25 protein-coding genes and 1 tRNA gene are annotated in these 26,496 nt (G+C 49.1%); 9 read left to right on the top strand and 17 right to left on the bottom strand.

Annotated elements, in window-relative coordinates:
• Positions 1–115 precede the first annotated feature (115 nt).
• From WCN91_RS11425 to rlmE, 7 genes are all read right to left on the bottom strand, one after another.
• A tRNA-Leu gene (locus tag WCN91_RS11425) sits at positions 116–201 on the bottom strand.
• 9 nt (positions 202–210) lie between these two features.
• Positions 211–567, bottom strand: a complete 357-nt coding sequence (gene secG / locus WCN91_RS11420) for a preprotein translocase subunit SecG (RefSeq protein ID WP_342679165.1) — start codon at positions 565–567, stop codon at positions 211–213.
• A gap of 6 nt (positions 568–573) precedes the next feature.
• On the bottom strand, positions 574–1,317 hold the full coding sequence (tpiA, locus tag WCN91_RS11415; protein ID WP_342679163.1) for a triose-phosphate isomerase: 744 nt from the start codon (positions 1,315–1,317) through the stop codon (positions 574–576).
• Between the two features lie 80 nt (positions 1,318–1,397).
• Positions 1,398–2,738, bottom strand: a complete 1,341-nt coding sequence (gene glmM, locus WCN91_RS11410; RefSeq protein ID WP_342679161.1) for a phosphoglucosamine mutase — start codon at positions 2,736–2,738, stop codon at positions 1,398–1,400.
• Positions 2,739–2,757: 19 nt separating this feature from the next.
• Complete coding sequence (folP, locus tag WCN91_RS11405; protein WP_342679159.1) at positions 2,758–3,606, bottom strand: dihydropteroate synthase; 849 nt, start codon at positions 3,604–3,606, stop codon at positions 2,758–2,760.
• Positions 3,607–3,722: 116 nt separating this feature from the next.
• Positions 3,723–5,657, bottom strand: coding sequence for an ATP-dependent zinc metalloprotease FtsH (ftsH, locus tag WCN91_RS11400; RefSeq protein WP_342679156.1), 1,935 nt, complete (start codon positions 5,655–5,657; stop codon positions 3,723–3,725).
• Positions 5,658–5,721: 64 nt separating this feature from the next.
• The gene (gene rlmE, locus WCN91_RS11395) at positions 5,722–6,351 is read right to left on the bottom strand and encodes a 23S rRNA (uridine(2552)-2'-O)-methyltransferase RlmE (RefSeq protein ID WP_342679154.1); all 630 of its coding nucleotides are present in this window, start codon (positions 6,349–6,351) and stop codon (positions 5,722–5,724) included.
• Between the two features lie 89 nt (positions 6,352–6,440).
• On the opposite strand from rlmE, the gene yhbY reads away from it, so the two are divergent.
• Positions 6,441–6,737, top strand: coding sequence for a ribosome assembly RNA-binding protein YhbY (gene yhbY, locus WCN91_RS11390; RefSeq protein ID WP_105190062.1), 297 nt, complete (start codon positions 6,441–6,443; stop codon positions 6,735–6,737).
• Positions 6,738–6,799: 62 nt separating this feature from the next.
• Here yhbY and WCN91_RS11385 read toward each other — a convergent pair whose 3' ends face one another.
• Entirely contained in the window at positions 6,800–7,951 is a 1,152-nt protein-coding gene (locus tag WCN91_RS11385) for a serine hydrolase domain-containing protein (protein ID WP_342679151.1), read from the bottom strand.
• A gap of 143 nt (positions 7,952–8,094) precedes the next feature.
• Here WCN91_RS11385 and WCN91_RS11380 point away from each other — a divergent pair, with 143 nt between their 5' ends.
• From WCN91_RS11380 to WCN91_RS11355, 6 genes are all read left to right on the top strand, one after another.
• Complete coding sequence (locus WCN91_RS11380; RefSeq protein ID WP_342679149.1) at positions 8,095–8,922, top strand: hypothetical protein; 828 nt, start codon at positions 8,095–8,097, stop codon at positions 8,920–8,922.
• 90 nt (positions 8,923–9,012) lie between these two features.
• Positions 9,013–9,849, top strand: coding sequence for a MipA/OmpV family protein (locus WCN91_RS11375; RefSeq protein WP_342679148.1), 837 nt, complete (start codon positions 9,013–9,015; stop codon positions 9,847–9,849).
• A complete protein-coding gene (locus WCN91_RS11370) occupies positions 9,839–10,237 on the top strand; it encodes a DUF3019 domain-containing protein (protein WP_342679147.1) in 399 nt (132 codons plus the stop codon). Before WCN91_RS11375 ends, WCN91_RS11370 begins: the two co-directional genes overlap by 11 nt.
• Positions 10,237–10,959, top strand: a complete 723-nt coding sequence (locus WCN91_RS11365) for a response regulator (protein WP_342679146.1) — start codon at positions 10,237–10,239, stop codon at positions 10,957–10,959. Before WCN91_RS11370 ends, WCN91_RS11365 begins: the two co-directional genes overlap by 1 nt.
• Before the next feature lie 22 nt (positions 10,960–10,981).
• Positions 10,982–12,244: an ATP-binding protein gene (locus tag WCN91_RS11360; protein ID WP_342679145.1), complete on the top strand. Its 1,263-nt coding sequence runs from the start codon at positions 10,982–10,984 to the stop codon at positions 12,242–12,244.
• A gap of 207 nt (positions 12,245–12,451) precedes the next feature.
• A complete protein-coding gene (locus WCN91_RS11355; RefSeq protein WP_342679144.1) occupies positions 12,452–13,801 on the top strand; it encodes a sodium-dependent transporter in 1,350 nt (449 codons plus the stop codon).
• A 49-nt stretch (positions 13,802–13,850) separates the two neighbouring features.
• On the opposite strand, the gene WCN91_RS11350 is transcribed toward WCN91_RS11355, so the two are convergent.
• Together WCN91_RS11350 and WCN91_RS11345 are read right to left on the bottom strand one after the other, a co-directional pair.
• Positions 13,851–14,294: a GNAT family N-acetyltransferase gene (locus WCN91_RS11350; RefSeq protein ID WP_342679143.1), complete on the bottom strand. Its 444-nt coding sequence runs from the start codon at positions 14,292–14,294 to the stop codon at positions 13,851–13,853.
• Between the two features lie 80 nt (positions 14,295–14,374).
• A complete protein-coding gene (locus WCN91_RS11345; protein WP_342679142.1) occupies positions 14,375–15,118 on the bottom strand; it encodes a sporulation protein in 744 nt (247 codons plus the stop codon).
• Positions 15,119–15,310: 192 nt separating this feature from the next.
• Here WCN91_RS11345 and WCN91_RS11340 point away from each other — a divergent pair, with 192 nt between their 5' ends.
• Together WCN91_RS11340 and WCN91_RS11335 are read left to right on the top strand one after the other, a co-directional pair.
• A complete protein-coding gene (locus WCN91_RS11340) occupies positions 15,311–16,885 on the top strand; it encodes a cation:proton antiporter domain-containing protein (RefSeq protein ID WP_342679141.1) in 1,575 nt (524 codons plus the stop codon).
• Between the two features lie 395 nt (positions 16,886–17,280).
• Complete coding sequence (locus tag WCN91_RS11335; RefSeq protein ID WP_342679139.1) at positions 17,281–17,547, top strand: hypothetical protein; 267 nt, start codon at positions 17,281–17,283, stop codon at positions 17,545–17,547.
• A gap of 94 nt (positions 17,548–17,641) precedes the next feature.
• Here WCN91_RS11335 and WCN91_RS11330 read toward each other — a convergent pair whose 3' ends face one another.
• The 7 genes from WCN91_RS11330 to WCN91_RS11300 all read right to left on the bottom strand — a co-directional run bounded on the left by WCN91_RS11330 (position 17,642) and on the right by WCN91_RS11300 (position 26,492).
• Positions 17,642–18,625, bottom strand: coding sequence for a sterol desaturase family protein (locus WCN91_RS11330; protein WP_342679137.1), 984 nt, complete (start codon positions 18,623–18,625; stop codon positions 17,642–17,644).
• Positions 18,626–18,637: 12 nt separating this feature from the next.
• Positions 18,638–20,845: a TonB-dependent receptor family protein gene (locus WCN91_RS11325; RefSeq protein WP_342679135.1), complete on the bottom strand. Its 2,208-nt coding sequence runs from the start codon at positions 20,843–20,845 to the stop codon at positions 18,638–18,640.
• A gap of 8 nt (positions 20,846–20,853) precedes the next feature.
• Entirely contained in the window at positions 20,854–22,128 is a 1,275-nt protein-coding gene (locus tag WCN91_RS11320; RefSeq protein ID WP_342679133.1) for an imelysin family protein, read from the bottom strand.
• Positions 22,129–22,254: 126 nt separating this feature from the next.
• The gene (locus WCN91_RS11315; protein ID WP_342679131.1) at positions 22,255–24,015 is read right to left on the bottom strand and encodes a DUF4856 domain-containing protein; all 1,761 of its coding nucleotides are present in this window, start codon (positions 24,013–24,015) and stop codon (positions 22,255–22,257) included.
• 144 nt (positions 24,016–24,159) lie between these two features.
• Positions 24,160–25,407 (bottom strand): ATP-binding protein, encoded by a 1,248-nt coding sequence (locus tag WCN91_RS11310; RefSeq protein WP_342679129.1) that lies wholly within the window; start codon positions 25,405–25,407, stop codon positions 24,160–24,162.
• Positions 25,408–25,415: 8 nt separating this feature from the next.
• On the bottom strand, positions 25,416–26,105 hold the full coding sequence (locus WCN91_RS11305; protein WP_342679127.1) for a response regulator: 690 nt from the start codon (positions 26,103–26,105) through the stop codon (positions 25,416–25,418).
• A gap of 15 nt (positions 26,106–26,120) precedes the next feature.
• Positions 26,121–26,492 carry a DUF3019 domain-containing protein gene (locus WCN91_RS11300; RefSeq protein ID WP_342679126.1) on the bottom strand — a complete coding sequence of 124 codons (372 nt, stop codon included), beginning with the start codon at positions 26,490–26,492 and terminating at the stop codon, positions 26,121–26,123.
• Positions 26,493–26,496: the final 4 nt, after the last annotated feature.

The raw sequence follows: 26,496 nt of genomic DNA, 5'->3' as shown, positions 1-26,496 counted from the left end.
ATGGCGACTATTATAGTGCTATGGCTGTCAATTGCAACCTTAGTTAAGCACTAAAGCCCTTGCTTAGCGGGCTTTACACGCAAAAAAGCCAAGCTAAATGCTTGGCCTTTCAATTTGGTGCCGTGAGCGGGACTTGAACCCGCACGAGCATAGCTCACCACCCCCTCAAGATGGCGTGTCTACCAATTCCACCACCACGGCTTAATTTTTTTAGTTTGGAACGTCCGGATTGTTAGAACCCTTTTCTTCCTCAACTGGAACATCTGAAGCTGGTTGCTCAACGGTTTCTACCGCCGGAGCACCTTCTAGATTTTCCCATTGATCAGTTTGCTTTATTTGACCAGCTGTTAGGTTACCTAACACTATGCTCAAAACGAAGAAAACCGTGGCCAGTACTGTGGTTGTTTTAGTCATAAAGTTACCCGCACCCGATGAACCGAAAACGGTTGCCGAGGCACCAGCACCAAATGACGAACCCATGTCAGCACCTTTACCTTGTTGAATCAGCACAAAACCAATTAAGGCTAATGCAACAATTAAATAAATTACTAAAAGAATTTCGTACATTTAATTCTATCCTTTTGCACTTTCGCAGATGCTGATAAAGGCATCTTTTTTAAGACTGGCACCACCAATAAGGCCGCCGTCTATATCTGCTTGTGCAAATAAATCACTACTGTTTTGTTCATTTACGCTGCCACCGTAAAGGATAAGCAGTCGCTGTGCGATTTCACTGTCTAGCGAAGCGATTTTCGCACGAATAAATTGGTGTACTTGTTGAGCTTGTTCCGGCGATGCGGTTTTACCCGTGCCTATGGCCCAAACCGGCTCGTATGCTATCACAGATTGCGATAACGCAGCCACACCTAATTTTTCAATCACCGCGTCAATTTGCGCGCTGATCACTGATTCTGTTTCGTTTTGCTCGCGTTGCTGTTCGGTTTCACCAACACAAAGCACAGGTGTTAAACCCTGCTGCTGTGCCATGGCAAACTTAGCGGCAACATCCTCATTACTTTCACCGAAAATATGGCGACGTTCTGAGTGACCAACCAGGGCAAAACTTGCACCTAATTCTTTAGCCAGCGAGGCTTGGATCTCACCTGTATAGGCGCCGGATTCATATTCAGAAACGGTTTGAATACCCGTTATTACACCTTGCTGCGCGCTACTGGCAACTAGCAATGCGGGAACAAAAAGAGCCACATCAACATCTTCGCCAGCTACGGCTTTTAGCTCGGGGGCCATTTCATTAAGTAGCTCCAAAGAGCCATTTAACTTCCAATTTCCAGCCACCAGGGGCTTACGTGATGCCATGTTTTACTCCATGTTCGAAAGCGGGCGAGATACTAACTCGACTCGCCCTAAGTTACAAGAAGTTATTTTTAGAGCGCGGTTTAACTGCTCACACTTTCAACAACTTGCGCGATTTTACTGCTGTAATCCAGTACCTGATTTTGGTCTTCGGCTTCTACCATAACACGCACTACAGGCTCGGTACCTGACTTACGCAATAGCACCCGGCCCTTGCCCGCGAGCAACTCTTCCGCTTCACTTACCGCTGCCAGTACTTCAGGGTTTAGGGTTGGATCTGTGCCCGGCTGGTAGCGCACATTGATCATATTCATCGGATACTTAACAAAGCCGTTGCCGAGATCGCGCAGAGTTTTGTTGCTGGTCACCATAGCCGCTAGCACCTGGAGGCTTGAAATAATGCCGTCGCCGGTACTGATCAGATCAAGGTTCAATACGTGACCCGAGCTTTCACCACCGATTTTCCAACCTTTTTCTTTAAGCAGCGCCATCACATAACGGTCGCCCACCTTGGAGCGTTCAAAACCTATGCCCTTGGCTTTAAGTGCATTTTCCAAGCCCATATTCGACATTACGGTACCAACAACGCCGCCACCTAGTTCACCTTGCTCCTGCAGGGCACAGGCAATGATATAAACTATGTCATCACCATCGAATACTTCTCCGTGCTGGTCGACCATCATTACGCGATCACCGTCGCCATCGTAAGCGATGCCCACATCGGCACCCTCTTCAACCACCTTACGCTGCAAGGCGGCAACATCTGTGGCACCACATTTGGCATTGATGTTTAAGCCATTAGGTTCACAGGCAAAGGGGATCACCTCGGCGCCGAGCTCTTGCATTACCGCTGGGGCAATATGGTAGGTGGCACCATTGGCGCAATCAAGTACGATTTTCAAACCTTCAAGGGAGTGACCTTGGGGGAATTGGCTCTTACAGAATTCGATATAACGACCATCGGCGCTCACCAGGCGGCGCGCTTTACCCAGCTTTTCGGAAGGCACACATTCCATGTCCTGATCCATCATGGCTTCAATTTCCAGCTCCACCGCATCCGGTAGTTTCAAACCTTCGCTGGAGAAGAACTTAATACCGTTATCATGGTAAGGGTTATGAGAGGCACTGATCACTATACCCGCTTCGGCGCGGAAGGTTTGTGTTAAATACGCCACCGCCGGAGTCGGCATGGGGCCAAGCAGAACTACATCTATGCCCGCGGCAATAAGCCCGGCTTCCAGCGAGGTTTCTAGCATATAGCCGGAAATGCGCGTGTCTTTACCAATAATCACTTTTTTAGTGCCAATTTTTGATAGCACTTTACCCGCGGCCCAACCCAGTTTTAGGGCAAACTCAGGAGTGATCGGGTATTGCCCGACCAGGCCACGAACACCGTCGGTGCCAAAATATTTTCTGTTACTCATTGTTGTTACTCCTGTACTCTTATTTTTGCGGCTGCACGTCTGTGGGCCGTAGTATCGCCTGGTGGACACGCAACAGGTCGACGGTTTCTTGAACATCATGAACGCGCACTATGGCCGCGCCCTTTTGCATGCAAATCAAGGCTCCCGCCAGGCTGGCGCTGAGCCTTTGGTCTGCCGGTCGCGCCAGTAACTGGCCAAACATGGATTTGCGTGAAAGTCCGGTCAATACCGGGTAGCCAAGCTGGTGCAACTGCTCAAGCTCGGCCAGTAATTGATAATTGTGTTGCAGTGACTTACCAAAGCCAAAGCCAGGATCCACTATTATATGCTCAGCTTTAATGCCCGCATCGATACAGGTTTGCGCGCGCTCGGCCAAATAGCTGCATACCTCGGCAGTCACATCCTGATAATCCGGTGCTTCCTGCATGGATCTCGGCTGCCCCTGCATATGCATAAGGCATACGGGAACATCCAAAGCCACTGCAGCCTGCAGCGCACCTGGTTCCTGCAAGGCACGAACATCATTAATAATATCGGCACCGGCCTGAACCGCCGCTGTCATTACCGCTGCTTTACTGGTGTCTATGGAGATCACACAATCGGATTGTGCTCGTATCGCCTCTATCACAGGGACAACCCGTTCGAGTTCTTCTTGCTCAAGAACGTCCGCCGCACCTGGGCGGGTTGATTCACCACCTATATCAATAATGGTGGCGCCCTGCTCAAGCATGGTAAAGGCTCTTTTGACAGCTTTATCAAAATCCTTGTGCTGCCCACCATCAGAAAAGGAATCTGGCGTTACATTGAGTATCCCCATCACTTGCGGGGTACTAAGATCGAGGAAGCGACCTCGGGGTAAAGATAACATGGCTACTCTTCCCTAAAATTAAAAATCCCTGTTCCCTTAGGCAATGCTAAGTGAGGGCAGATAGATAAGATGATCCACAAGAAGTAAAAGCCCCAATATCTTGGGGCTTCAATTTATTACTTGTCCTGTTCTGAGCCTGGCTTTTCATCTTGTGCGGATGAAGTGCCTTGCTCCGGCACCGCCTTTTCAGGCTCGGCTGCTGCCGCTTGTGCCTTGGTGGCTTTGCGGTCATGAGCATCGCTCGGTGGACGAACTTCACGACGCGCCATAAGGTCATCGATTTGCTTGGCATCAATGGTTTCGTACTTCATCAGTGCGTCTTTCATTGTATGCAAGATATCAATGTTATCGCGAAGGATTTGTTCAGCACGCTGGTAGTTGCGATCAGAGAGTTCACGCACTTCTACATCAATTGCTTTAGCTGTCTCATCCGACATGCTCATGCTGCGCGAACCGCCGCGACCCATAAAGACTTCGCCTTCTTCTTCGGCATAAAGAAGTGGACCCATCTTGGCGCTCAAACCCCACTGAGTCACCATTTTACGGGCGATTTGAGTGGCGCGCTCGATATCATTACTTGCACCAGTAGTAACCTTGTCATCGCCGTAGATCAAGGCTTCGGCAATACGACCGCCATACAAGCTGGAAATCATCGACTCTAAATGTTCTTTTGAGTGACTTACACGGTCTTGCTCCGGCAAGTACATGGTCACACCCAAGGCGCGGCCGCGAGGAATGATTGATACTTTATATACAGGGTCATGCTCTGGCACCATGCGACCAACGATAGCGTGACCTGCTTCATGGTATGCAGTCATTTCTTTTTCTTGCTCAGACATGACCATGGACTTGCGCTCAGCACCCATCATGATCTTGTCTTTCGCGGCATCAAATTCGGCCATGCTCACCACGCGCTTGTTACCACGGGCGGCAAACAAGGCGGCTTCGTTTACCAGGTTAGCCAAATCGGCGCCTGAGAAACCTGGAGTACCACGGGCAATCACGGATGCTTCAACATCATCTGCCAAAGGCACTTTGCGCATATGCACCTTAAGAATTTGTTCACGACCGCGAATATCCGGCAAGCCTACAACCACTTGACGGTCGAAACGACCTGGACGCAATAGCGCTGGATCCAGTACGTCTGGGCGGTTAGTGGCGGCGATTACGATAATGCCTTCATTACCTTCAAAACCATCCATCTCTACCAGCATCTGGTTAAGCGTTTGCTCACGCTCGTCGTGACCACCACCCATACCGGCGCCACGTTGGCGACCAACGGCATCGATTTCATCGATAAAGATGATACAGGGTGCAGCTTTTTTCGCTTGTTCGAACATGTCACGTACACGGGATGCACCCACACCTACGAACATTTCGACGAAGTCAGAGCCTGAGATAGTGAAAAACGGTACTTTGGCTTCACCGGCTACGGCCTTGGCCAGTAAGGTTTTACCCGTACCTGGAGGACCTACCATCAACACACCCTTAGGAATGCTGCCGCCAAGTTTTTGGAATTTAGACGGGTCGCGCAAGAAATCAACCAGCTCGGTTACATCTTCCTTGGCTTCATCACAACCAGCAACATCGGCAAAGGTGGTTTTCACCTGGTCTTCACTCATCAGGCGGGCTTTACTCTTACCGAAGGACATAGCGCCCTTACCGCCACCGCCTTGCATCTGGCGCATGAAGAAGATCCACACGCCGATCAACAAGAGCATTGGGAACCAGGAAATGAAAATGCTAGCTAACAGAGACTGCTCTTCAGGCTGAACGCCCTTGGTATTGACGTCGTTTTTCAACAAGTCATTCATCAGGTCTTCGTCATACATTGGCATGGTGGTTTGGAAACGCTCACCGCTGGACTTTACGCCAGAGATTGAGCCAGTGCCGCGATCAATCACGACTTCGCGTACAGCACCACTGCGCACATCCTTTACGAATTGGGTGTAACTGGTTTGTCTGTCAACGCCTTCAGAGCCATTAAAGCTTTGAAAAACAGACATTAAAACCACGGCAATAACAAGCCAGAGTATTAAATTCTTTGCCATATCACTCAAGGTGTTAACCTCTTGTATCTAAATTAATTAAGTTCAACTTTTCCCGACAACTGTACTACAGTTTGTAACCCGTCGCTACTACATATACCTCGCGAGAGCGCGGTCTTGACGCATCGGGCTTACGGATTTTTACGGTACGGAAACTATCGCGTACGTCCTTGACGAACTGATCAAAACCTTCCCCTTGGAATACTTTGACCGCAAAAGCGCCGTTTTTCTTCAATACCTGATGACACATATCCAGTGCCAGTTCGACCAAATACATGCTGCCGGCCTGGTCCGTGCTCATATTGCCGCTCATATTCGGCGCCATATCGGAAAAAACCACATCGACATTTTTGCCATTGATGCGATCTAGTAGGGCGTTAAGCACCGCCTCTTCACGGAAATCACCTTGCAGGAAGTCGACACCGGCCAGCGAGTCCATGGGCAGAATATCACAGGCAATGACCTGACCATTATCACCCACCTGCTGTGCCAGGTACTGAGACCAGCTACCGGGAGCGGCCCCTAAGTCCACCACCGCCATGCCGGGTTTGAGTAGTTTATCTTTTTGCTGAATTTCATCGAGTTTGAACACTGCTCGCGAACGCCAGCCCTGTTTCTGTGCCTCATGAACATAATGATCGTCAAAATGCTCTTTTAGCCAGCGCTTTGAGCTCGCCGAGTGCTTTTTATTCGTCATAAATTAACACGTAACTTAATAGTAATATCTGCTAGATGGCGTTAGAATACCTGTAATTCAAGCTCGAATCAGCAAAATTTATAAAATCTATGAAACTATCCAATAAACAAAAGCAGTATCTGAAATCCCTTGCACACCCACTTAAACCTGTGGTTTTGCTGGGAGCCAATGGCCTAACCGAAGGCGTGATCGCTGAAATAGACAGTGCTTTGGATATTCACGAATTGATCAAAGTGAAGGTGCCAACCACAGATCGTGAAACCAAGGCCCTGATTTTTGATGCTATCGTACGCGAAACCGGTGCTCATAAAGTACAAAGCATAGGTCATATCATTGCCCTATACCGCCAAAGCGAAGACCGTAAGATTCAATTGCCACGCAATTAATCATCTCGCTTTATATCGAAAAAGGTCAGCAGTGCTGACCTTTTTTGTTTGTGGGCACGACCCTAAGCAGTACGTGGCAAGGCCAGCAACTGGTCGATAAACTGGGTAGTAAGTTCATTGATCAAACCGCTTTCGGCATTAAGCAAAAGGCTAAAGCCGACGTTTAAGCGTGGGATCACTACGATATCGGTTCTATAACCCTGCACCCAACCGCTGTGATAGTAGATGGTTTCATCATCATATTGGTAGATACGCCACCCCAAGCCATAATGCGCCTGATTAACATGCTCGCGCCACACCCGACGACGACGCTCTTTTGTGGTCAGGGTATAAGGCTGCACCTGAGTTTGCAGCGCCGCCGGTGGTAACACACTGGGATACATACCCAATTGCGCCTTTAACCATTGCACCATGTCCGCAGCACTGGCATTCACCCCTGCCGCCGGTAGCACCTTATAATAGTTTTTCTTTAAACGTGCGGTATGCCAGCGTTTACGCCCACGCACATGAGGGTAGGCATAGTTTTCATCCGCGACCATGCCCTCATAACCTAGACTCGCATGACGCATACGTAAGGGCTCGAAAATATCTTCCCGCATCCAGGTTTCATAGTTCTTGCCGCTGGCGCGCTCAATCACATCACCCACTAAAGAAAACATCACATTCTGATAGCCATAACATTTTCCCGGTTCGCACAAAGGCTCAACCTTGAGCAGCTTGTCAACAATATCCGGGTAAGACATGCGCGATTCAATCAGGTTATCGTAAGCATTAGGCACCAGGCCGCTGGAGTGGCTCAATAAATGCGAAACCTTAAGGGTATTTTTATAATCCGTGCTGCGCAGCTCAGGAATGTATTGGTACACAGGGGCATCCAATTCGATAACCCCTTGCTCCGCCAACTTGGCAGCCAGTGAGCCGGCAAAGGTTTTCGACACAGAGGCAAGGCGAAAACGCGTGTTGACGTCAACTTGACGCCCTTTCTTTATTTTGGTTTTGCCAAAGCCCAAAGCAATGGAGGGATAATCCGGATGCACAATCGACAAGGCGGCACCAGGCACACGTTTTTGCTTAAGCTGGCGCTCTAAATCGGCGACATAAGAATCAACAAAGCCGTGCCACTGGCGCGCATCGGCACCTACGGAAGCGCCATAAGCGGGCAATAAGGTACTGAAGATAAGACAGAAAGAAGCAACTAAACTCTTGGTTTTCATTATTGTTGTTTTAGCGATAACAGTTCAGATTGGGTAAATATTATCATGAACTTTAGGGTAAACTCACGTACAATGCTGTGTAGGTGTACTCAGGTATGGGTGCCTAAGCGCAGCGACAAGGGAAACTAAGAGTTATAAATAGTATGATGAAGAATTCTTTAGCACTGGCATTGCTTGGCTCGGCAATCTTGCTTAGCGGCTGTAGCAGCTTACAAACCACTTCTTTGCAACAGGCGCAAAGAGTTGCTATGCCAACAAAGCCGAGTCTTAGTGAGCGCACCTATGTCCTCGAATACCAGGTTGACCATCAGCAACCTAGGGTTAAGTCGGTGCAACTTCCGGCTCACCCTGTTAAACGCGGACAAAGCGTCGTTATTGAAAGTGAGCAAGTAGCACTGACAGAGCGCCTGCGCGATCGCCTGGTGGCTATTTTCAACGACAAATCCCTTACGGTGGTAAGTGACGCCAAACAGGCGGACTATATTCTTAGCATTAATCAGCTGGATATCAGCGAGGCTGACAAAGTTGACTACCGTCTAAGTAATAGCCATATCCTTAGCGATACAAGCCTTATTGAAGAATTCGCAGTACGCCAATGTAGCAATATTTCCGGCTCAGTTAGTATGAAACTCTTCCACCGCGCTTCCAAAGATGTGGTGTGGTTTGCCAAGTCCTCCATTGATACCGCCAGCTTTCAACGCAACCCCTTGCGTTATCAACTGACAATCAGCGATTACATAGATAACCTGGAGCAGGTTCAGGAGTTTGTACAAACTCACAACTCACCGGGCGCACTCGCTGAGCGTGGCGACAAGCCAGCACCTAAAGCGCCTAGCTATCAGGTTCTCAGCAAAATTTCGGCACTGGAAAAAGTCGCCGGGTCCTGTAACGACACTGAGGTCAGTGCCTTGGTGCCGGATCTGCACTATTACCTCAGCGGTATTTTGCTGGAAAAAATCAATATCAACTGATCGCTTGGGCTTGCTTTGCCAAGCCCATCTACAATTTCTTACAGTTTTCGGCGTCCAAGCAACCTAGTATAAAATAAAAAGCCTGAAGCCATGCCAATTCGTACCCTACTCGCCCTGCTGTTTTTGCTTATAAGCCAACCTAGTTTGGCGACCAACCGTTATTATTCAGACAACCGTTTAGAGCCTCAACCAGGCTTTAATTGGGATTGGAGCGTGGGTGTCGGTTATTATATCGAGGATTCCTATCTGATTGGCCTCGACTCCTACGATGACGGTCTTGAGCCGGATTTAAATCTGGTGCTCAGCTATAACAACTTCTATCTGGATATAGACCACAGCCAGTTAAGCGGCGGCATGGTCATAGGCTATTCGCTGGTCGATAAGTTTGACTGGGGCCTGGATATTGTCGGTACCAATGTACAAGCTGGATTCGATGAAACCGGCTTGAAAATCTATGACAGGGATGTAGTGGACGAGCTCGCCGGTATCGACCGTCGCCATTATGATTTCGATGTAGGCCTAAGGTTATCGCGCCGTTTTGACGACACGCAGCTGTCATTTGAGCTAATGCACGATATTACCGGGACTCATAACTCATGGATTTTCACAAGCTTCTTAAGTCGTATCAGCCAATATCGCAATTGGGAATTTCGCACAGGTCTGGGGCTTAACTATTATAGTGGCGATTTCACCGATTATTATTTTGGTATCGATGCCCATGAGGTCACTGCGCAGCGCCCCATCTACCAGGCCCACGCCTCCCAATCCCTGGTGCTGGAATTTCACGCCGAGCATCCCTTATCACAAAACTGGGTGTTTTTAGCCGGCTGGCTCTCCACCTTATTTTCTTCCGAAATAAGTGACAGCCCTATCATTTCTCAACAATACCAGCATAAGGCCAAGGTAGGCGTACGCTATGTTTTTTAGACTCAGTGCCGGCTTTAGTTTAATGTTTGCCCTGCCTACCTGGGCGACGCAGCCCGAAGCGCTGGCCGCCGAGATACCCACCTTGCTCAGTACGCCCAACACTTGTGTGGCACTGCGTCAGGGGCGCACCTGCTATTCCGATATCACCCTGAATTGGCAGGTGGACAACGAAGAGCGCTACTGTATTCGTCAAAGCCAGGCAACCAAGCCCCTGCATTGCTGGCAGCAGCAACAACAAGGCGAACTGGTGTTTGAATTTGCCAGCAAGACGGCGCGGAGTTTTGAGTTATTTCATGTTACTACGGGCAAAGTGCTCGCCAGCGCCGAGGTACGAGTGCAGTGGGTGTACACCAGCGGCCAGAAGAAAAGGCGATGGAGGTTATTTTAATGAATCAACAACCCCTTATTTTAGTAGTCGAAGATGACCCTTCGCTAAGCGAATGGATGCTTGAATTTCTTACTCAAAACGGCTACCGCGTTGGTTTGTGCGACAAGGGCAACGAGGTCGAAGCCTATGTGCGCGAGCACAATCCGGATTTAATCTTACTCGATATTATGCTGCCCGGTCTCGATGGCATTAGCGTGTGCACCCGATTACGTCAGTTTTATCAGCAACCTATTATTATGCTTACCGCCCGCGATGATGAGCTTGACGAAGTAATAGGATTAGAAGTCGGCGCCAGCGACTATATCGCCAAACCAGCCCGTCCTCGCGTCTTGCTGGCTCGAATTAAGGCCAATTTACGGGATATGAGTGAGGATTCTCAGCCACAGGTAGAGCCGATGCATATTAAAGTAGGGCAATTGCATATAGACATGCAGGCGCACCGCGTGACCCTGGCCGAGCAAGCGGTGGAGCTCTCTCATGCCGAATTTTCACTGCTGGCCTATCTTGCCCGCCACGCCGGCGAGGTAGTTGACCGAGACTCGGTATTCAAGGCTATTAAAGGCCGCGAATATGACGGCTTAGACAGAAGCATAGATGTGGTGATATCGGCGCTGCGCAAGCGTTTTGATGGCAATGGCGAGCAGCCGCAACGAATAAAAACCATCTGGGGCAAGGGCTATTTATTGGTTAAAGATGCCTGGCATGCGGATACTGCCGACTAGGCGCACAGGCTAAGAGGCGGCAATGAAAAAGCTCTACTTATCCTTATTGGCCACGGCGCTGCTGTCAGTGGTGCTGCTAAGCTGGTTAATTGATGGCATCGCCAGCAACAACGATGAGCACAATGATTTTAATCAGCAGCAAGCGCTCCTAAGCGGCATGCTTTCCTACTTGGCCAGCTATCCCGCAGAGCAACAACGCCAGCAACTGGCGACGCTTAACAGCCACTTTAACTTGAATATTGGCTATGCCGCCAATAGCGACCTGGCCTTACCCTCACCACTGCGCCAGCAGCTTTATCAAGAGCAAGGGCTAACCTTGGCCGATGAGGAGGGCCTTTACTTGGTGCGCTCCACACCACAACTGGCCGACCATCACCTCACCATGCGTTTACCCAAACCGGCCAGCAGCCAGCATGATCTGCTACTGACAGTGCTGTTTTACTGCGGTTTTAGCCTGTGCATGTGGTTACCGCTAATACCTCTGACCCGGCGCATTACCACCTTGGCCAATGCCGCGACACGATTTGCCAAGGGTAAACTCGACACCCGCATTGCCAGCAGCCGTTTTAGCTATACGCAACAGCTTGAGCGCAGCTTTAACTCCATGGCCGAGCAAATCAATGCGCTGTTGGCGGAGAATAAACTGATGGCATCGAGCCTCTCCCATGATATTCGTACCCCCATCGCCTGTCTGCGCTTTGGCCTTGATGCCGTCATGGACAGCGAAGATGAGCAAAGCAAACAGGCCTACCTTACGCGCATGGAAAAAGATCTCGATACCATGGAGTCCATGCTCAAGAGCTACCTTAGTTTTGCTGCCCTGCAACAACAGAATATTGAACTTAATTACAGCCGCGCCGAGCTTTCCCCTTATTTACAAGAGGTAGGTGAGCAGTTACTACCCCAACTAGGTTGCATACAGGTGCACATAGACTGCTCCCACCAGTTAATGGTGCACGCCGACTTGCATTGGTTGGCGCGCTGCATCCAGAATATTCTTACCAATGCCCTGCGCTATGCCAACAGCCAGATAGTGATCAGCGCCTACACCGAAGCGCAGCAATTACACATCAGCATTGCCGATGATGGCCCAGGCGTCCCGACACAAGAGCGCACGGCTGTGCTTAAGCCCTTTTATCAAAGCGCCAAACATCGCAATCAAAACGGTTATGGTTTGGGTCTGGCCATTTGCCATAAGGTGATGTTGTGGCATCAGGGAAAGCTGCAGGTGGGCTCATCGGCAAAATTAGGCGGCGCGCAATTCACCTTGATACTGCCGATGTAACACAGCGTTTACATCGCTCTAACCCACAACACATTGCCAATGAGGCGGCATCGCCCTAAGACTGGGCATTGCCTCGATAGCATGGAAATTGTTCGTATAGCGCGCTTTACCCCAGCTACACTGTACTAATTGCCGCTTTGTGCTTTTTATTTCACGTAAATTACAGTAGATTTAGGGCGCAGTTCACCTACAGAGAAATATAATAATATGAGTGCGTCGCGTGGGGAGTTTAGCTCCCGCTTTGGTTTTATAATGGCCGCTGCCGGTTCGGCAGTAGGACTTGGTAATATTTGGGGCTTTCCCACTCAAACAGCCTCCAATGGTGGCGCCGCCTTCGTGCTTGCTTATCTGGTTCTCGCCTTCTGTTTAGCTTATCCTGCATTAATGGCCGAGTTGGTTGTGGGTCGTTATGGTCAGGCAAACGCCGTAAGCTCGCTAAAAAAAGTATCCAAGCATAAGTGGCAACATCCACTGGCATTTTTAGTTGGTTTTGGCGGCATTATCTGTGCCGGCATGATTTTAAGTTTTTATGCCATAGTTGCAGGATGGATGGTCAGCTATACCGCTGAGCCCGTTGCCCAACTAATGGGCGCTCCAGAGGCTGCAAACTGGCTGACCAGCCAATCCTTAACCCGTAACTTGCTCTTTGCCGGCGGCTTTATCGTGCTGACCGTGATGATCATCAGTAAAGGCGTTGAGAATGGTATAGAGAAGTGGTCAAAGCGCTTGATGCCAGCCTTGCTGGGCATTTTGTTTGCGTTAATCGCCTATGTAATGAGCCAAGACGGTGCCAGTGAAGGCCTGCGCAATTACTTGCTTCCAGACTTTAGCGCCATCTTTGAGCCTACTCTGTTGGTAAGTGCGCTGGGCCAGGCGTTTTTCTCCCTGTCACTGGGTACCAGTGTGATGATCATTTATGGCTCATACATTTCTAAGCAAGAAAACCTGGTTACTCTGGGCGCCTCGGTAACCCTTATCGATGTGTTTATCGCCTTCGTTGCCGGTTTGCTGATTATTCCGGCCATGTATGTGGCACAGGAGCAAGGGGTACAAATCTTTGACGAAGCGGGTAAATTACTCTCGGAAGACACACTCGTCTTCCAAGTATTGCCTGCCCTGTTTGATACCATGGGCAGCGCCGGTCTGTTTGTGGGCTTTGCCTTCTTCGCGCTAATGAGTATTGCCGCCCTAACCTCCTCTATTTCAATGTTAGAGGCCCCAGTGTCTTACACGGTAGAGAAATTTGGCCTTGACCGTAAACCGGCAACTTGGAGCATAGGCACGCTTATCGGCTCAATAAGCACCATAATATTGCTTAACTTTGAACAATTGTTCGGTTTAGTGATAGCCATCACCACACGTTTTGGTCAACCGCTATTAGGCTTAATGTGTTGTGTTTTTGTTGGTTGGATCTGGAGCCGTGCATCACTGCTTAAAGAAATTCAATCCGGCTGCCCGGAAGCCGCCAACGGCCTGTTCTGGAAGATTTGGCCCTGGTACATCAAGTTTGTTTGCCCAGTGTGTATTTCACTGGTGTTTATTAACTCGCTGCGATAATCCAACTTAAGCATAAATAAAGGCCGCACTCGCGGCCTTTGTTTTTGTATTAAAGCAACTCCATATCCTGATGCTCTATACCGTCTTCTAAATAAGGCTCGCCCCTGGTGTGAAAACCAAAGTCGCGATAGAAATCGAGCAAATAGGTTTGCGCACTTAGCACCACAGTGCGCCCTGGAAAGTGATTGTGGCACAGGGCTAGCGCCTCATTCATCAACACCTTAGCAAGGCCCTTTCCACGCCATTTTTTGACGCAAAGCACCCGCCCTATGGCCACCTTTTCCTCTTTACTTATACAACGGGCATAAGCGCATAATTGGCCGTCTTGATACCCCAATAGATGCAATGTATCGGCTGCGATATCGGCATCATCTAGCTCAGGATAAGGGCAGTTTTGCTCCACCACAAACACATCGACACGGGCGCGCATCAGGGTGAAAAGCTCACCCGTGTTTAGCTCATTAAAATGCTTATGCAGCCATAGAATACTCATGCTTACTCCAACAGTTTCTCCGACAAAAAAGCCCAGCTAGGCCGGGCTTTCGATTAGTTTGTATTAATAACCGAGGGCTATCAGTGAATTAAGCGCTCAAGCTGATCGCAAATCTGCGATAGATTCACATGATCATGCTCTATGGTGAGGTCGATATAACCGTCGGCACGAAATGCGCGGTCGAGCTCAATAAGCACATGTGTCTTATGCGCCTCAGGTACAAAAGACAGCTCTACTTCCTGAATGCCAAACATGCCACGATTACCTGGGCGGTATTCCAACTCCTGATAACAACCTGAGGTCGATTGGAAGCTAGGGGCACGTAAGTAACCCTTTTCCACGTCTGCTTTAACCAAGGAAAAGCCAAGCTTATCCATCGCCTGCATACAGGTTTTGACCGCTTCGTTAGGATAGATGTGCAGCACATCACGGTCGCTGGCATCAAGCGCCAAATCAATATTCAACCCGGTTTGTATCCACACCTGAGTCTGGTTATAACCGGCACTAAATTCGGTGATCGGCGTTTCTGAGTGCAGTCTTGCCTCAAACGGAATGCGGTGCTCTTCACCCGGTTGCAAGGTCAGTTTTTCACTCACCCGCCATTTTTCGATAACATGGTTAGCAAAGTAGGCGCCGTCATCCGCCTCTACTTTAACGCGCGTCATTAATGCCAATTCCAGACCGGAAATATCTTGCTCGACATCACCGCCTTTAATAATGATTTCGGCATGAAATTTTTGTCCAGGGTGCAAATGCTCGGTTTGTAGCACTGTATCTACTTTAGCCGCACCAATACCAACTGAAGCCAGGATTTTTTTAAACATAACTACTCCTGTTTTAATATCCTTTTGTCGCATCTTAACCACATTTTTATGACCTTGTCAGTGAAAAGTTTAAGTTCATCACAAATAATCAAAATTTTTGCCCGTAATGAGCTAACGAACTCTAAAGTCACATATTTTCATCAAGCCCAGCTTTCGCTACACTGTTAGCATATCGACTATAAAAAGAAATCTATGGAACTTATCTTTTTCGCCGTTGCTTTTGTTTGCGGTTTCGCCGCCTACCAGGTAAAACTGCCGCCCATGGTAGGCTTTTTAATTGCCGGCTTCGTCTTGCATTTCGCCGGCTATAAAAACACTGAACTACTAAACAGCATTGCCAGTTTGGGGATCACCTTGCTGCTCTTTAGTATCGGCCTTAAGCTAAAAGTATCTAGCTTGATGAAGGTACAGGTCTGGGCCCCGGCAACGGCGCATATAGTCCTTAGCACGGCACTGTTTGGCGGCTTATTACTGCTGCTCGGTATCTTTGCCCTACCACTGTTTGTAGAACTAAACTGGCAAACCGCCTTATTGCTTGGTTTTGCCTTTAGTTTCTCAAGCACGGTTTTTGCGGTTAAAGTCTTGGAAGACCGCGGTGAAATGGCCAGCCTGCACGGTAAGATATCCATCGGTATTCTGGTTATGCAGGATATTTTTGCGGTGCTGTTTTTAGTCGCCAGCACCGGCAAGCTACCTAACTATTGGGCCCTTGCCCTGCTGGTATTGCTGCCACTGTTTCGCCCAGTTATGTTTTGGATCCTCAACCGCTCAAAGCACGGCGAGCTGCTGCCGCTATTCGGCTTTTTCTTTGCCCTGGTCGCCGGTTATCAGGCCTTTGAGTTTGCCGGAATTAAGGGCGATCTCGGTGCTTTGATCTTAGGCATGATGTTCGCCAGCCATAACAAAGCCAGTGAATTAGCCAAGTCCCTGTTGAGCTTTAAGGACATACTGCTAGTCGGCTTTTTCCTCACCATAGGCTTAAACGCCGAGCTGACCTTTAATGCCGTCATCGCAGCCTTGCTGATTGTCTCGGTACTAGGAGTCAAGGTAGCGCTTTATTATATTTTGACCAACTCGGTGCGCCTGCGCGCCCGTACTTCTTTGCTTAGCGCCTTTACCCTGGCCAATTACAGTGAATTTGGCCTGATAGTCTGCGCCGTTGCCGCCAGCGCTGGCTGGGTGTCGTCGCAGTGGCTGGCGGTTGTGGCTACAGCGGTGGCCATCACCTTTATCATTGCCTCACCTCTAAATGACCGAGCCAACGATATCTATGTACGTATGGAAAACTGGCTACTGCGTTTTGAAAGCGATAGCCGTTTGGAAGAAGAATTACCGGTTAATCTACACAACACCCGTATTGTGATCTTTGGCATGGGCCGCATAGGAACCGGTGCCTACGAAACCATAGCCAGCAGTTTCCCCGATGCGGTGGCCGGTATCGATATTGAACCTGAAGTGGTTGCCCGCCATGTTAAACGAGGACGCCGCGCCCTGACCGCCGATGCCACGGATCCGGATTTTTGGCAAAGGCTGAACCACTCAGAGGTGGAAATGGTTATGTTGGCCATGCCTAAGCACAACCAAAATATCTTCGCGCTACAGCAACTCAAGGCCTCGGGTTATCAGGGTCAGGTGACCGCCATTGCCAACTACCCGGATCAACAAAAGGAATTGCGCGAGCTTGGCGTCGACTCCACCTATAACTTCTACCTTGAAGCAGGTAGCGGTTTTGCCGAGCATGTTAAGGCAAAAATCGCCCTTAGCTAACATTAAAGGTGATGGCTCAGACTCTTGAGTTATCACCTTATTTCTACGAACTCATCACATTAGCCTGCACTCATTCTCACCCTATTTACAAAGCTTTACACGGCAACTGCTCATAGCACCGAAAAAAGGAGTAAACTTAACTTCTAGGATGATGTAAGTCTCTATTTTTAACACAAAATTTGAGTTCGCTTTACGCCAGTATTAATACCAATTCTGTTAAGTATGTGATCAGATATAGCGCTGGATAAATGATGTGATAACAAGGCGGAATTTTTCTTATGTAGTTATTCTACATCGAAAAATTTCAACACAGTTAGCACGATATTTAGCCCGCTAGAATGATTAGCTATTTAAGTGAATTGGTATAAGGCGCAGTACTCAAGGTAGGAGGTGGTATGTCCATCAACAAAAAGATGACGACATTACAGGACCCAGATACAAAGCAGTTGCAAGATGTGCAGTTACAGCTTGATTCGCTTCAAGATGCGGGAATAACCCCCCAGTACATGCGTTACGTGTTATTCCAGAAGATGCTGGATCTTTATCAGGTGCCCAAAGATCACGCTATGCGTACTAAGAGCACACCGACGCGTATAGATGACCCAGATTTAATTACTCAGCTCAAAGAAATGGGCTTTGCCAAAGCCAAAACATATCACTAGTTTATGAGGGCCTATTCCCTCACTTTAATAGGCTGGCAATGCCCGTCGCCAGCCTATTCCCCCTCTCTCTCATGACATCCAGAAGTTACGCCGTTTAAGACTCAGGCTGTTTTTGCGCCCGACTTTTAAAGCGCTCCGGTACTAAAGTGGCAAAAGAGTCGACAAAGGGCTTGGTATAAATTGCCCAGATGGAATTGTGGCCGGCATCGTATTGACCAACGCCTATATTGATTTTACCCACTTCATCGGCGCGGATCAGGGTGCCAAACAGTCTGTCCCAAATTGCCAAAGCGGATCCTAAATTAGTATCAAAATGCGCCGGATTATCGCTGTGATGAATTTGATGCTGAGCCGGGCTAATAAACCATTTTTCCACGCCCTTGCCCCAACTCAGCCAGACATGGGAATGACGCAGGTTAGAGCCCATGGCATTAAAGGCAAAAACAAAAACGTTGGCACCGAGAATATCGAACATCGACAAGGTATTACCAAAAAGGTAGTAGCACAGCCCCACCACTAGGCCCTGTGATAAGGCCATACGACAAGCATAGAGGTAGCTTTCGAGCGGATGGGAGCGATAAATGGTAAAAGGTGTCAGCACCTTCGCGGAATGATGAACCTTATGGTAGTGCCATAAAAACGGAATTTTATGCAGGGCATAATGAAGAATAAAGCGCGAGAAATCATCGGCCAAAAACAACAAGATGGTAAAGATAACCACCACGCTTGCCTCGCTTATCGCCAAGGGCTTATGTTGGCCAAATGCGCTCTCAAGTACCTCGGTCGTCCCGAGCGCTATCGGCACCATGGTCAGAACCACAGGAGCGAAAAGCAAGGCCTTGAGGATACGGTTGTAAATCCAGAGTTGGTAGTCTTGGCGGGCACTGGGGGCCCACCAGATCTTTTTTGCAAACACATAGCGCAAAAAACCACACGGCGAGGCTTTGCCTTTGCGCCTAGTATAAACTAACAGGGCTAATAGCAGGGCCATGATGATATAACCAATAAAAATACGTTTATTGGCATCAAAAAGATAATCAGGCGTTTGTGCAATACTTTGCCAAATTGTCTCGATCATGACCCTTTCCAATTAAAACTGATACTTGTAGCCAATGGATAAAGTACGTGGCTTGCCAGGGCGAGCACCGTACGGACGGCGGCTGATGATCTTATCCTGATCCAACAAATTATCAACCTTGGCATATAAGCGGCCGTATTGACCAAGCTCGTAATGGGCAGCCAAATCCACCACGGTCGTGGCCGGCACTTCTTCACCAGCCAACGCCAGCTCAAAACCTTCGTAGCCAACGCCTGCGGTCTCAGGCATATCGCTGACATACTTAACCAGCATATCCAGCGCCCAATCCTGATGTGCCAAACCAATGCTTAAAGTAGCCTGGTGAGTTGGCAAATAAGGCAGACGATCACCCTTACGAATATGGCCCCACTGCACGAATTCGGAGAACAACTCCTCCTTGAATTCGCTTTGTGTGTAGGTGTAAGTCAGGCTCATAGGGATATCCAGATGTAGATTCAACGGATAGGTTTGCGCCAATTGTGACTCAACACCCCATACATCCACTTCTCCGCCGCTAAACTCTCTGTCCAGCTGGCCCTGAGAACCACAGTTTGACTGACCACAGCTTTCGATCAAATTAGAATAATCGTTAAAGAAGCCGATCACTTCAAAGCGGGTCACGCCATCGTTAAAGCGGCCACCGAACTCGTAGTTCACGCTTTTCTCAAAGTCATCTTCACCGGCACGTACAGGAGCCGCAGGGCTTGATGGCACAAAGCCCTGATGCACACCGAATAATAAGCCACTGTCTTCATTTAACTGATAAAAACCGCTGACACCCGGCAGCCAGATGCGAGTGGTCTTTTGCTGATAGTCATCGGCCAGATCCGGCTTGTCGTTTTGGTACTCCATATCCATTAATTCACCGCGTACACCCACACCCAGGGTAAGCTGGCCGAGTGTCACCTGATCTTCCAGGTAAACCGACCAGGCGTCGGTCGATTCGGTATTCTCTGTGGTGAAGTGACGAGTATCGGCAACCTTGGTATTAAAGCCATCCACCATGGCATAGGTGTCTTCAAAATGGTTACGCTCTATTTCGTCCTGATGGAAACGCACCCCAAAAGACACCTTGTGATCCATACCGAACAAGGCGGTGCGCCAGTTACCATCGACCTGAATCCCCTGCGAATAGTATTCGCGGTCATTGGTGCCCATGGTTAGGTAATAGGTGGTTTCACCGGCCACCACTGAATTGCGCTCACCAGTGATCACTTGATACTGCTCTGCAAACTCCTCCGGGCTGGCAAGAATATCGGAGAGGCTGGCACTGGTGTTGCCAACGCCGTTAAGTTTAAGCCAGGCTCGCTCATAATCATTACGATAGACACGGGTGGTCAGGTCAAAGTCCTGTGCACTCAACTGGTAAGTGAACATCGCCTGGGTGTGTTTTGTATCCATTTGCGCCGGTTGCGATGCCGCATAACGACGGTATGGATTTTGTGCATAATCGCTGTCGGTTAGGCCTAAATAGGTTTCATCTGACAATTCATCGGCATAAGAAAGCTTAAGCTCAAAACGCTGATCAAAACGTTCGCCATCAAGCTGATAATCCAACTTCACTAGGAAGTCGTCTTTTTCAAAGCCAGTGTCGCCGCCGCCATCGAGTTCTTTGAAACCATCGCTCTCCAGGTGCAACCCTTCAACCAAGAAGCCAAAGTTACCCTGGCGGTCGCCGTAATAACCATGGGCCTTGTTGTAACCATCGCCGCCCACTGCTAAATCAATGCCACCGGTGGCGTAATCGGGCACCTGACGACTAACCAGGTTTAGCGTACCGGCCACGGTTTGCGGGCCATATTTAATGGCCGCCGGGCCTTTAAATACTTCCACCGCGGTCATGCGCGTGGTTACCGGGAAGTAATAAGCCGCCGGCGCCGAGTAAGGTGCAGGGCCGATTAACACGCCGTCTTCCAAGATAGTGATCTTCTTACTGCGCTCGGGAGTCACACCGCGAAAACCGATATTCGGACGTAAACCAAAGCCGTCTTCTTCACGAATATTGACGCCAGGCACCTGTGAAAGCACGCGGTGAATATCGTCAAATTCAAACTCTTCGAGTTGTTCTTCACCAATTAAAGTCGCGGATCCGGCTTCGGTACGCAGCTTGTCGTGGTGGCTGATAATTTGAATATGCTCAAGAGATTTTTTTTCATCGGCAACTGCGTTAAATCCCAGCGCCGCGATGCTTACGGCTAAGGCTAATTTACTGTAATTCATGGTCTTCCTTAGTCGTTATCGCCGGCAGAAGTAGCCGGAAGCTCAAGGGCAAGTTCGTTAATAAAGTCGTTTTTCAGCTCATCGGTAATGGCTTTCACCTTGGTATGAACGTCACGTACCTGCTGCTCATTGTCGATAAGGGCGCTGGCCAGGCTCGAGTCGATGGCGGCAATGGCTGCCTTGGTCTCACTAATGGCTTGCAACATGCGCTCCTTGGTGGCCGTCGCCTGCTCTTCATCCAGATAATTATCAAAGCCCACCAAGGCCTCCTGGCCTTGCTGTTGACCCACTAACAGGGCTTCAAACGCCAAGAGGTTAGCCTGAATATTGGCAAGCGAGCTTTTTGCATCCAGACTTTCCACGTCCTCGGCACAGGCCGAAGTACCACAGGAGTTAGGTAAAATGCCGATGGGCTCGGCCAGCTTTTTATCCTTCACCATTTCAGTCAGGTAGAACATGGCATCGGAGATATGATTTAAGGCAACGTGGGCGTTTTCAAACTGAGAATTCGGCTCACCGGCGCTTTTCAACTGTGCCGCAAAGCCATTATCACCCTGCCATTTATTCAGTAGCTCCTCGGCAGATACTATCAGGTCGTCTGCAGCAGTAACCGCGTATTCACAACGGGCCACCTTACGATCTAGCTCGGTTAGGCTATTCCAATCGGCCAGTGCCTCATTGGCGATGCTGCAGTGATGGTCGTACTGGGGGTTAAATAACACATGTTGCAGCGCAAACAAGCCACGGCGAGTGGCGGTGCGGGTGCTGATATCGTATGGACGGTTAGGGTCCAGGTTGATCACTCCGTCCTGATGGTAGGCCACATCCTGGTCGATGCCGCAGCGGCTAATAGCCGGCCATGAATAGATGCGGTTACGCAGCTCGCCACTGTTGCTAAGAAGTGGCCCCATTTGCATCACTTCAACCTGTTGCCAGGCGCCCATGGTATCTAACCAGGCATTTTGCGCCGTACTCATCGCTGCTAACGCCTGCTCAGAGCTGCTTTCTATGCTCGCCTGCTCCAGGGCGCAATAATCGGCAATGGCCGTGCGCTGGGCTTGCGCCTGGGTATAAAACAAGCTGTAAGCAGGTGTAATTACATTATCGACCAAGCTGGCAACCAGCCCGGCTTCATCGAAAGTAGTCGGGTTGGTGATAACCCCTTGATCGCCGCCATTATTAAAGCCTTCGCCCTGTGAGCTTGAAGTGCTCTCGCCGCAGCCTACCAGGGCCAGGGTCAAGGCAAGTGCCAGGGTTTTAACGCGAAAATTCGCAGTAGTCATAATTCATCCTATTTAGCCAAACTCCCAGTTGCCGGGAGGTGCTGAAAACGACAAAAGGCCAGGCGCGAATAAGCTCGCGACTAGCCTTTAAAGTTATTATATGGGCGTGCTGCCTTGTTTCATTGCTTACCAGTTAGCAACATTGTCGGCGTTAAAGCCGTAGATGCTTTGCAGTAAGTCACGGGCCGCCATTAAGTTCGCCTGATATGCGGCAATGGCTGCTGCATCTGATACTATCGGCATATCGCCTAGCAAACCGTGCAACTGGGCAAATTTACCTTCATTAGCCGCAGCATTGAACGGCGAGAATGGGCTGAACTGGAAGTTCATGGCAAAGCCCTTCATTTCCGAGAAATGCTTAGCCATATTAGCAAAGTCATCCGCAGTGTAACCATCCGCAGCAATACCGGCTGCAATCGTGTCTAAGTCAGCATGCGTCTCGTTGATATAGTGCACAACGGTAGAAGCAATAGCATTTTCCCAGTTAGCTACGGCGATATCACGCTGAACTGTTAGAGCATCCATTTGCTCAGTGTTAAGCGCAGCGCCTACATTGTCGTTGATAATCTTACGACCGGCGATAAAGGCATTCATCGCCGCCGCCGAGAAATCCGTGGTTACCGTGGCGCCACGGTCACGCTTGGCGGCATTGGTCGAGTTGCCCCAGTTATATTCAGAAGTAAGGTTGATCTGACCATCGCCAGAATAGTCGTTATACCCTGAGGCGAAAGCCTCGCGACCGCCTTTACCAGCAAGCTCATCATCGCTGTACTCCAGGTAGTTACGCGCCGCACCGAAGTAACCAAAGCCTTCATCAAACTGGTGCTCAAGCGAAGTGTAGAGATCGCCGCTAATGTTATCTTCTTCAAGACCTTGATCTAAGTAATCATCGGTACCTTGTGAGAACATCAAAGCGCCAAGGGTATGCTTTTGAATTAACTGGTTTAAATCTAAACCTGATTCAGTGATATAAAGCTTGGTGATGCTGTTGCCATCCGGGTCGACCAGCATTTCACCGCTATTGAATTTATCTATGTTGGCGGCCAACAAATCGAAGTAATGGAAGATCAAACCTTCAGGCGTCTTTGCTTGTGTGCCGAAATCAGTCCAACCTAAGAAATTACCTTCTTCCTGCCAGGCCTTGTGCATTTTGTCTAGGCTGTCTTTACCTGCAATTTTTAGACTAAGCTCTTTGCCCGAAGAAGAAATTTCTGCAAATGAGCGCTGCTTGGTTTCTAGGTCACCAACAAATTTAAGACTGCTGTCTTTAACCGTTTCATAGTCACCCCAAAGCAGCATTAGCTGCTCTCTAACTTGGCTACCAGTTAGACCATTAGTAGCTATATGGTCATCTGTTAACTGACCGATAAAGTGCTTAATTTCCGCAGAGAGTGCGTGGCGAGCGATCTGGCCGCTGTAAGAAACCGATGAACCAGCGCCCAGTTTAGAGGCAAATTCATAGATGTTTACACCGTTTTCAGCGTCAACATCCTCAACGCTGATGGTCAATTCTTTGCTAAAGGTTAAGCCACCTGCGTCTGTTACCGTCACTGTCACCTTGGCATCGCTTTGCTGCTCAAAGTTAAGGGCGATGCCCTCTTTTAGCTTTAACCTGGTGCCATCAACAATTTCAAACAGGGCTTCATCGGCCGCTAATGAGAAGGTTAAACCCGAGGTGCTGTCATCCGTTGCGTTAAGTGTCCCTACCACAAAACCTACCTGGTCATCATTGACCGAACTTGCTGAAACAGCAATATCTGTAGGAGCTTTGTTTACCGGTGGAGGAGTTGTGCCTTCGTTATCCGAGCCTGAGCCACCGCCACATGCGGTCAGGCCTAAGGTTGCTGCTAGTACAGCGGTAGTCAGTAGAGATTTGCGCAAGTTCATGTTGTCACCCAAAAGTAGATAATAATCATTCTTGTTTGTAATTGGGAGCACATTATAACGATACGTAAATAACAATCAATATCATTTATTAATTTATTTAAATTAAGTTATTAGTTTTGATAACACATGTTGCATAAAGAGGAACTAATTGAGCTTTGACTTACTCTGCGGCAGTGACATAACGAACTTAGCACCCCCTAAGGCGCTGTCATCGACACTGATTTTGCCCTGATGCCACTGCACAATTTTCGCTGTGATAGCCAGCCCCAGGCCATAACCACCTGTGCTTTTAGCACGGCTTTGGTCAAGGCGGGTAAAGGGTTTAAAGATATCGGCGCGTTTTGACTCTGCGATACCGGCGCCATCATCCTCAATATAAACATCGCATTGCTCTTCATTGGAGCAGATACGCACCTGAATATGATGGCGGGCGTGTTTTAGGGCATTGCCGAGGAGGTTTTGCAGGGCGCGGGCTAAAAAGTGTGGGTCACAGCGATACAAGTTAGGTTGCTCGTGCTGCACTTCAATGCGCACCTTGCTATCAAAGTTCAGTTTTTCCACCATATTATCGACCAGCTCATTAAGGTCGACCAGCTCCAGCGCCAAGGTTGGTCCTTGTGCATCCAGGCGCGCATAGTGCAACATTTCACTGACCAGATTTTCCAGCTCGGTAATATCTGAGGTCATGGACTGCATATACTTTTGCTGCTTTTCGTCACTGCCCTGCTCTAGCATGGCCAGAGCAAACTTAAGCCGGGCCAGGGGTGTGCGAAATTCATGGGAAACGGAAGAAGTAAGTTCGCGCTGAGCATTGAGCAGGCTATAAATACGTTGCTGCATCACTTGCAAGGCATCTGTGATGGGTAATAAGAAGGAGCGGCCCATACCGCTGACGTTAATATCGGTGCGGCCATCCACCTGAGCACAGGTTTCACTGAGTTTATTGAAATCGCGCCACAGCATCAGACTCCACAGCCCTACTGGCGCGCCAACCACCAGCAAAACCAATAAATAGGGGCCAACAAAGTTCTCTCCTGGGGCCTTTGGCAATTCCACCGGGCCTATTTGCAGTAACTCTTGATCATCAAGGGGCACATACCAAAGCAAATGTTCTTCGGCATCAAAAACATGCACGGCCTGCGCCTGATCCAGACGTTGCCCGAGCTCATTTGGGAGGGAGATATCGCTGCGCTGCAACAAGCGCATGGGGTATTGGCTATTAATATACTGACGGCCGAGTTCGCTTTGCGCCAGAGCCTTAAAGTTGTTGCCCAGCTCCATCGCCAAGGGCGTCGACTGCTCCTCTATGGGCCATAGCCTTTCTATGGCCCCGGTCGCTATGACCAGAGAAACAATAATATATAAGTAAAGGCTGACAAAGAGTTTGCCCAAACTAGTTATTAACTCCAGGCATCACTGACGAAGAGATAACCCTGACCCCAAACCGTCTTGATCTTATAGGGTTTATCACTGTTATCGCCGAGCTTTTTACGAAGGCGCGAGATACGCACATCCACGGTGCGATCTAAGCCATCGTATTGGCGGCCGATCATTTGCTCATGCACGTATTCACGGCTTAATACTTCACCGGCATTGCTGGCAAGCAACCAAAGTAACTCGAACTCATGGGAAGTAAGGGTGATCTCATCGCCTTTTAAGGTAACGATACGGCTGTTTTTATCTATTTTCAGCTCGCCAAAGCTCACACTTTGTACCACCTTGTCCTGCTCCTGAGTACGACGCAGCAAGGCAGTAATACGTGCCAGCAACACTCTGGGCTCTGCCGGTTTAATAACATAATCATCGGCGCCCAATTCCAGCCCTATCACCTGATCGAAATCTTCACCCTTGGCGGTCAGCATCAAAATAGGGAAAGAATACTTATCACGGACTTCGCGGCATACGGCAAAGCCATCCTTGCCCGGCAGCATCACGTCTAAAATCATCAGATCCACTTGATGCTTTTGCACATAATCCATTACCTCGTCACCGCGAGATAACACCGCCACATCGAGATTATTCTGTTGTAAGTAGTCCCGGGTTAGCTCCTGTAGAGCCAGATCGTCTTCGACTAAGAGTATGTTCGCCATCGGCCAACTCCTGAATTAAAAAAAACTCCACACGGAACGTAAGCGTCGACGCGAGCTGCGTAACGTTTGTAATTCCAGCTGGGTATCTACGACTAATTCGCCTGTGTGCGCGTGAGTGAGGGAGTATATGGCTGGCAGATGAACCTCGGCTTTATACTGCCACAACCCCTGTTGCTGCGCGGGCCAGCAGCCCAAAGTGCGCTTATTTTCCAGCAAGCACACGGGAATAGCTTCGGGCAAAGTCCAGCGAATATTGACCTCAGTTGTACAGGCCTGTTCTTTGTTTTCAACCACACAATATTGCGGCGAGATCTCCAGCAGTTCGTCACTGTACGCGGGCATGGCTGTTATCATCACCGCACTGCCGATCATTGCTGTTGCCGCCACACTC

The sequence above is a fragment of the Pseudoalteromonas qingdaonensis genome, from assembly GCF_038739665.1.
GTDB lineage: Bacteria > Pseudomonadota > Gammaproteobacteria > Enterobacterales > Alteromonadaceae > Pseudoalteromonas > Pseudoalteromonas qingdaonensis.
Note: the sequence above shows the minus strand (reverse complement) of the source record. Positions and strands in the feature narration are given on the sequence as shown.